At 35.7% G+C, this 7,807-nt stretch carries 6 protein-coding genes; 3 read left to right on the top strand and 3 right to left on the bottom strand.

What is annotated here, in order from left to right; genetic code table 11:
* Positions 1-116 precede the first annotated feature (116 nt).
* On the top strand, positions 117-620 hold the full coding sequence (locus F6K13_RS09500; RefSeq protein WP_124146168.1) for a DinB family protein: 504 nt from the start codon (positions 117-119) through the stop codon (positions 618-620).
* A 363-nt stretch (positions 621-983) separates the two neighbouring features.
* Here the strand turns inward: F6K13_RS09500 and F6K13_RS09495 are convergent, their stop codons facing one another.
* The 3 genes from F6K13_RS09495 to F6K13_RS09485 form a co-directional block, all read right to left on the bottom strand.
* The gene (locus F6K13_RS09495; protein WP_124146169.1) at positions 984-1,781 is read right to left on the bottom strand and encodes a DNA adenine methylase; all 798 of its coding nucleotides are present in this window, start codon (positions 1,779-1,781) and stop codon (positions 984-986) included.
* Between the two features lie 480 nt (positions 1,782-2,261).
* Positions 2,262-3,668 (bottom strand): reverse transcriptase N-terminal domain-containing protein, encoded by a 1,407-nt coding sequence (locus tag F6K13_RS09490; protein WP_124146170.1) that lies wholly within the window; start codon positions 3,666-3,668, stop codon positions 2,262-2,264.
* A gap of 1,317 nt (positions 3,669-4,985) precedes the next feature.
* Positions 4,986-6,170: a Ycf66 family protein gene (locus F6K13_RS09485; RefSeq protein ID WP_240039078.1), complete on the bottom strand. Its 1,185-nt coding sequence runs from the start codon at positions 6,168-6,170 to the stop codon at positions 4,986-4,988.
* A gap of 730 nt (positions 6,171-6,900) precedes the next feature.
* Here F6K13_RS09485 and F6K13_RS09480 point away from each other — a divergent pair.
* On the top strand, positions 6,901-7,104 hold the full coding sequence (locus F6K13_RS09480; RefSeq protein WP_124146171.1) for a hypothetical protein: 204 nt from the start codon (positions 6,901-6,903) through the stop codon (positions 7,102-7,104).
* Positions 7,105-7,196: 92 nt separating this feature from the next.
* On the top strand, positions 7,197-7,496 hold the full coding sequence (locus F6K13_RS09475) for a DUF6464 family protein (RefSeq protein WP_124146172.1): 300 nt from the start codon (positions 7,197-7,199) through the stop codon (positions 7,494-7,496).
* Positions 7,497-7,807: the final 311 nt, after the last annotated feature.

Here is a 7,807-nt window from a genome sequence, read left to right as displayed (position 1 = left end):
CTAGGATATTTCCTTATATTCAATTCCGTAACTGTTTTAACCAGAGGTAATTATCAATTATCAATTATCAATTATCCATTATCAATTAATTACTCCCTCTTTTCTAGAAATGTCTAATGAAAACAACCGATTATTTTCAAAGATTATCTCAATATAATCAATGGATGAACGAAAAAATTTACCAAGTTTGTGCATCCATACCCGATGAAATACGCCGGGAAGATAAGAGAGCATTTTTTAATTCAATTCACGGCACACTCAACCATATTTTGTTAGCAGATAAATTGTGGTTAAGTCGTTTTGAAAATTATAATTTTGAAATTGAATCTTTAAGACAAGAATTAATTTATGAATTCGATTTATTATGGGAAGAACGTCAAAAAACAGACAAAGAAATTCAGAGTTATATTGATTCGTTAACAGATGAAAAATTGTCTGAAACTTTGACTTTTACAAGTAGGTCTCAGAAACGAGAATGTACATTTCCAGTTTGGTTCTTACTCTTACATTTTTTCAATCATCAAACTCATCATCGCGGTCAACTTACTACTTTAATTAGTCAATGTGGCAAAGATTTCGGAGTAACAGATTTATTGTGGTTACCAGAAGCTGAATTATAACGAAGTCAGAAGTCAGAAGTCAGAAGTCAGAAGTTGTTTTTGTAACGGAGATTTAAGCAAGTCTCCAAAAACATTTTGCCTTAAAAGGCGGAGTTTTAGACCCAATTATTTTGATAAAAAAATTTATTTTGGTAATAAATAAGAAACATAGCTTCCCTATGATTTACTTCCTCTTTTTGTAACCCTACAATTTATTCCGCAAATATGCCAAGCTAGATTTAGTATTAATTTATATCTAACCTAATTAATATTATGTGCCCTTTCCAGGGGAGCTACGCTATTAGTAGAACAGTTATAATTAGGCTATTATTAGGGCTAAAGCCCAACTAGAAAAAGCTCCCCCGGAGGGGTACACCCTCGACTCTAAACTGAAAAATTTAAAACTATAATTTCATTAACTTTACCTCTTTTCAAACCTTTAGAATTGATATTTCGTGCTGCCTTAACTATGTGAATTTTATCATGATAATCTTGATATAAATCCATAATAAAACCAGTCTGAGAATTACTCAACATAACTCGACAACCTCTCTCTGTTAAATTATCAACAACTTCCTTCAATCTTTCCTGTTCATTCCGGTTAAAACCATTAGCATCATATCCAGTAAAAGATGCTGTATCAGAAACTGGGTCATAAGGTGGATCGAAATAGATAAAATCACCTTTTTTTGCCTTCTTAACAGCCTCTGCAAAATCCATATTTAATAGTTTTACTTGAGGTTTGTTTAAATATTTACTAACAGCTTTTAAAACATCTTCATCTAATATTTTAGGTTTTTTGTATTTGCCAAAAGGAACATTGAATTGACCTTGAGAATTCACTCTAAATAAACCGTTGTAACAAGTTTTATTCAAATAGATAATTCTGGCAGCCCTTTCTACTGCTGACAAACTTTTATATTTAGACATACGGTCTAAATTTCTTACTTCATAATAATAATCTGGACTATTTTTTTCTTGATGTTTTTTTAACTCCACAATTAAATCATCCAATGAATCTTTAACTACCTGGTAACAGTTAATTAATTCCGGATTTTTATCGTTAATAACTGCCCTAGTTGATTGTAGCTCAAATAAAAGCGCTCCACCTCCAATGAAAGGTTCATAATAGGTATGCTTTTTTAGAGATTTTTCATCAATATATTTGATTAACTCAGGCAATAATTGTCTTTGTTAGAGTCGAATGGGATATCACTATCCCAAACTCTCCTTCAGAACCGAACATGAAAGTTCCCCTTCATTCAGCTCCTCCTAGCTAGTTTGACTTGCGATCGCGACTACCATCTTGAAAAATTTTCTGATGATGGCAGTAATTGTGCAGGAATTTTTTGTTAGCCATATTGTTTTTACCCTCTAAATATTAGAGAGTTATATGGTCTATTTCCAGGTTGTCTTCACTGGTAAAATACTAGGGAATTATAGGGAATTATATGGTTTATTTCCAGGTTGTCTTCACTGGTAATTATGTAGAATCCGGTTATATAATACCTATGTTTATAATTCTATAATTACTCTCCCACTCCCTGTAGGGACGTTGCATGCAACGTCCCTACCCACTCCCTGACCTATCCGTATATCCGTGCCATAATCAGTGTGAGCAACTCCCCCACTCCCTGACCTATCCGTATATCCGTGCCATAATCAGTGTGAGCAACTCTCCTTATGGTTTCGCAATACTTTCCCGTCTGGTGTGATAAACTTCCATCCTTGTCCCTTATCAACTCCCCAATATTTGTTTACAGTATGCTTTTTACCCTGCATGGAGGCACGATAGTATCCCCATCTGAGAAGTTGATGGAATAAGATATTATCCATCTTTGCGAAGACTCTTGAACTTACCACAGAGTCATAATAATTGCTCCACTCCCTTATTTTAGGTGTTAGCACTTCTATTAATTTCTCTTGCGCTGCATTGCGATACAGTCGAATTGTATGTTTTAGGACTCTGGTATGGCGTTTGATAGCTTCCTTTGTAGGTTTTATGAGAGTTTTAAACCCTAGTTTGTTACCATTTCCATCCGTTGCACTGTTTATATCTTTGACTGGATATTGCCTAACATTAAACCCTAGATAGTCAAATCCTGTCTGAACTTTTCCATCTCCTAGAGTGTGAGCAATTCTTGTTGTTGAGTCTTTGAGTTTTAGACCAATATTTTCCAAGTAGTCATTGATAATTTCCAGGCATTCCTCTATCACCTTTTTGCTTTCGTGCAAGATAACAAAATTACCCGCATATCTATGGAATAGAGGTGGATTGAAATTGATATCAGGTTGTATCCCATAGGTGGTATTTTTCTCAGAAAATACCTCTTGTAATGCTTCCTGCATTCCATGTAAAGCTATGTTAGCTAATAACGGAGAAATTACACCACCTTTTGCAGTACCATTTTCGGCTTTGTAGAAGACATCCTTTTCAATAACCCCTGCTTTAAGCCATGCCTTAATTTGACGACGCATAGCTGGATAAGTATTGAGTTTATCCAATAATCTTCCATGGTTTATTTGGTCGAAGCACTGCTCTATTTCAGCACCTAGAACATAGTAACTTGTTTTTTTGATGTCACTATAGATAGCTGTGATCGCATCTTTAGCACTTTTTCCCGGTCTGAAACCATAAGAGTTAGCTTCAAACCTTGCTTCCCATTCTGGTTCTAGAGCTATTTTAGCTAATACCTGTTTAGACCAATCTTCCATGGTGGGTATTCCGAATGGTATTTTCTCCTGTTTGTTTCGCTGAGGAATTTCAATCCTGCGGACAGGTTGAGCTTTGCCATCCAGTTGAATTTTTTGGGCTATTTGAGCTATTCCATCAATTCCTGGAGTATTTTGTCGGGTAATATTGGACTGTGTTACTTTCCTGACTGCGAGTAGTTTAGCTGATTTAGACTTTACCAGTAATTTCTGTAGTTTCCTGACAGTTTTGGTATCACCATTTAGCGACGCTTTGTAGATTCTTTTCTGAAGGCGAAATACTGCTCTATTAACCGATTTCCAGTTAATATCACTCCATTTCATTTCCACCGTAGTTGTTTCACTCGTATTGGTCATTTTGCCTCTTACTTAGTTTCTACTCTCTAGACTTAGGGATGTCCGTCTGCATATCCTGGAAATTACTCCAGACATTAGCTTTTGACATCATCCTTCCCCAATAAAGTTTATAGCTTGGCTGCCTACTCAATGAGAACTTTATTCGGGTTACTTCGTTCCGTAGAGGTTTTGTCTGGTCGGGTTGGGTTCTGACTATACGCCGAGGAATGCTCTTATCGGTAAGAGAAGGATGTTAATCAGAAAGAGGAAATTCTCTGATTCTCATTCCTATAGCAGGGAACAGGGAACAGGGAACAGGGAACAGGGAACAGGGAACAGTAGGAAAAAAATTTCCCTGTCTAAAGATCATTATCAAAATCATAAGGGTCGCGCAACCCCGCCTTGATTGGCGCAATATTTTTGGAGAGTTGCTCAAATCCCCGTTACAAAAATAACTTTTGACTTCTGAGTTCTGAGTTCTGAGTTCTGACTTCGTTAACAGTCTATGTCCGCACCCCATCTGTCTATTGCTATATTTGGATAGAGACTTGACCTATCGTATCTCCATCTTGGACTAACGACGCTTCCAATCATCAGTTCACAAATGTTAACCCTTTCGACCTCCCTCGCAGGGATTTAACCTAGATAGTTTAGTTATTACCTGCTTTTTATCCCGCTTCACTAATTCGAGCGCCACTCTCCTTAATGGGGATAATGGATTCAATCGAACATCTCGATGCTAGGACTTAAACCTAGAAACTCTCTACAGTTGTAGTTGATCTAAAAAAATCAACCCAGGTCATCCCCCGCTCCTAAAAGCAGTTTCGACCTAACGAATCGCACTACCTCCTGCCCATTTTAAAAAAGGTCTAGCTACTGAATTTTTGCTCACTCAAAAACCTCTATAAATCTAAGAAAGAAAATTATATAGCAGGGAACAGGGAACAGGGAACAGGGAACAGTTGGAAAAACATTTTCTAGTCTAAGATTCGTCATTATCAGGACTTACGCAAATTAACTTTTAAAGTACCATTTGTAGGGGCGAATGGTATTGGCTAACGCCAAGCTCCGAATGGCGCCCTCGCTATATGTAGAGTCTCTGCGCAAGTCCTACAAATTAAATGTTTGTAGTGCGGACATCTTGCCCGCGATGGGTGTATCTCACACTTAGTGGAATCTGCTGTATCAAAAGCTTAAAACTCAGACAATGCCAGATTTTTCCTTATTCCTTCTGCTATACAATCAAAAAACAGGGAATTGGTCTGCTATTTTCCCTGCCAATTCCCTCAATATTTTGTATTTGTTATTACTGAGTTCTTAGTCTGCAAAATTGTAACTTTACGGATCTACTGACTTGTCTGTACTATCCTTTGATAAATCTGATTCTAAATTCTTATTTTCAGATTTTTCCTCAGAAGAAATGGAAGTACCTTTTACTTCCAATTTTTCACTATCTTGAGTAGTTATTTCGTCTGATGACACCGAACTATCTTGAGTTTCAATACTTTGTGTATTAGTCTCTAAAATAGCTTTTTCGGAATCCGTAGATGTATAATTTATATCTGAAGATATAGTTGATTCTTCCTCAACTTCTTCCAAAGTAGTCTCTTTTTGTACATCAGATACAACAGGTGCTTCTTTATCTACTAAAAGTTCTGGATCAGATGAATTTTCTTTTCCATCACTAACTAAACTATTAACCTCAGAAGTAACTTCTTCACTAGAGACTAATTCTTCTGTCTCAACTTGATTTTCTTTGGATACTAAGTCAGAATTTGTATCTGTATTTTTACTATCTTTACCTTGAATTGCATTTTTAATATTACTCAATAGACCACTAACAGGTGTCAATAACTGAGAAAAACCACCACCTTTTTTAGATGAACTTTTCTGTGAATTCTGGGGTGTTTCTGAAACATCTTTCGTCGTATCTGTTATGACATTTTGTTCTGCCATATTTGTAACTGCATCTACCTCAGAATCTTTTGTTATATTGCTTGAATCTAAATTAGTTTCAGATGATACTAATTCAGATTCAGTTTCCGCAGGTTTAACTTCATTTTCTTCCTCTTGAATAGAGGTAGCTATTTCCGTAATATCTGATTTTGAGATAGTGTCTACTTCTTCTGTAGATGGTGCTTGAGGAACAGTAGTTGATTGTTCTTGAGTTTTATCTTTAGTACCTTTCTGAGTAGATATTTTTGTTTGCTCTACTACTGGAGTAACTTGGCGACGCAATGTCAGGGTTTGCCAACCAAAATAACCTAATAAAGCTACACTTGCCATTTGACCCAATAACACTGCACCTGTAATTCTACCTGCACAGAACCATAATACTAAGCCATAGAAAAGACCTAAACCACTCCAGATAAAATCATTTTTTCGATGGACTTCTGGAAAGAAAAAGGCCACCAGATATAAGGCTAAACTACCAAGACCAACAGTTAAGGCCAGTATTTTTGTCAGCATAAGTTGATGTACTCCCACTATATGTTTGGTATATGGGGTAATTTTATCGTTCAATAACTCCTGCTATAGCAGAAGGAAGAAGGAAGAAGGAATTTGGTTATCTATAGCGCTACGCAAATATGTTAGGACATTCATCTATTTCCTCTCTTGGTCAGCATTCCCTTGGGTATGTCCCACCTCGGGGAGTCGCACCGTTGTTCCTTTACAACTAAAATTTATTGTCAAGCGCCAAAAGACGTAATGCTATAGGACAGACAGGATTTACGCAAAATATTATATTATACGCCATTTGTAGGGGTTGACAGCGGTTAACCCCTACTATATTTGGTGGTTATACGTAACTCCTAACATAAGGAAGAAGTAGAGAAGACTTTATTCATCTAGGAAACAAGGAAAAATCTGGCGTTATCTGAGTTTTAAGCTTTTGATATCTTCTAACCTTGTGCTTAGACTGCTATAACTTCTACATTTTTAACTTCAACCGCTCGGAGTGGACTAAATAGGGATATGTCGCCAGAGTCTTCCCAGCTTACATCTGAATTATTTGAACTAATTGATCTTGATTTATTAATTAATTAAACAGTGATTAAACTCACGATTTTACCTACTTTCAAGTCACAGACAATTAGTAAGTTTGTTTTGTAATATTTACCTAAATAACATGGGAGCATGAAAGCCATCGTCTTTTAAGCGATGGATGAAAGGTGACTCGTCGGATTTTAATCCACGGTAGCCTTAAGACTAATTGTTCTATATTTTAAGTAAAATTAAATTTAGGTGTGAGATGTGGGAAAAATTTTGGTTAGCAGTTGCTGTTACTTTATCTTTACATATATTTGCTGGGATAGATTTATCTGATATTAAATTGCCCTTTACTTCTCTATCTCCTGTGGTTAAAGCAGACAGTGAGATACCCGATACATTATTTGTGGAAAAAAATTTTCCATCTTCAAATCTAACAAATATCAAGATTTTGATTAACCGATAATCTAAATTTATTGCTGCAAAAAATAAATAATTTTCATTGATATTATTTGCAGCAGTAGAGTAATTCTGAAGTTGCAATAAATTAGAATAAATGTGTTTAAAATTTTACTAATTTTTTTGATAGGTATGACTCCTTGGATAGTTTCTTTGTGGATACTGCACAAGTTTAAAGCACGAACTAGAGAAAGACTTATGTCTATTAGATTGGCAGTAAACTATACAGGAATACCAACTATATCTAGTCAACCAGAACAACAATATATTGAAGGATTAGGATATATTATAGGAGACCTAAGTTGTAAGTTCAATGCTAGGTCTCCCCTCATCCGTTGTGCTGTTAACCCTTTCGGTCCATGTAAGGATTGTTCTGATTATAAGTCCATAGATACCTAATATTAATAATTTAATACCAAATTCATTTCTAAATTCCATAGAATAATATCTCGATTGGGGTTGACTGTAGATTGAGATAGACAAGTTAATAAATTTCTTCAAGAAGGGAGAAGGAAGAAGGAAGAAGCAAAAAATAATTGTGTGCCACCTCAAATAAAATTTTTATCAGACCTAACACCTAATTATGTGCCACCTCAAATAAAATTCGACTTGTGCAAATATTCCAATCCTAAAAATATTGCTGCTACAGTTCCAGAAACACTTATTTCTCCTATCAATACTCTTTTAATAACTTCATCGACAGGTATTAG

It is taken from the genome of Okeania sp. SIO2B9, assembly GCF_010672505.1.
GTDB lineage: Bacteria > Cyanobacteriota > Cyanobacteriia > Cyanobacteriales > Microcoleaceae > Okeania > Okeania hirsuta.
The sequence above is the reverse complement of the archived record's forward strand: the minus strand, read 5'-3'. Positions and strand labels throughout refer to the sequence as shown.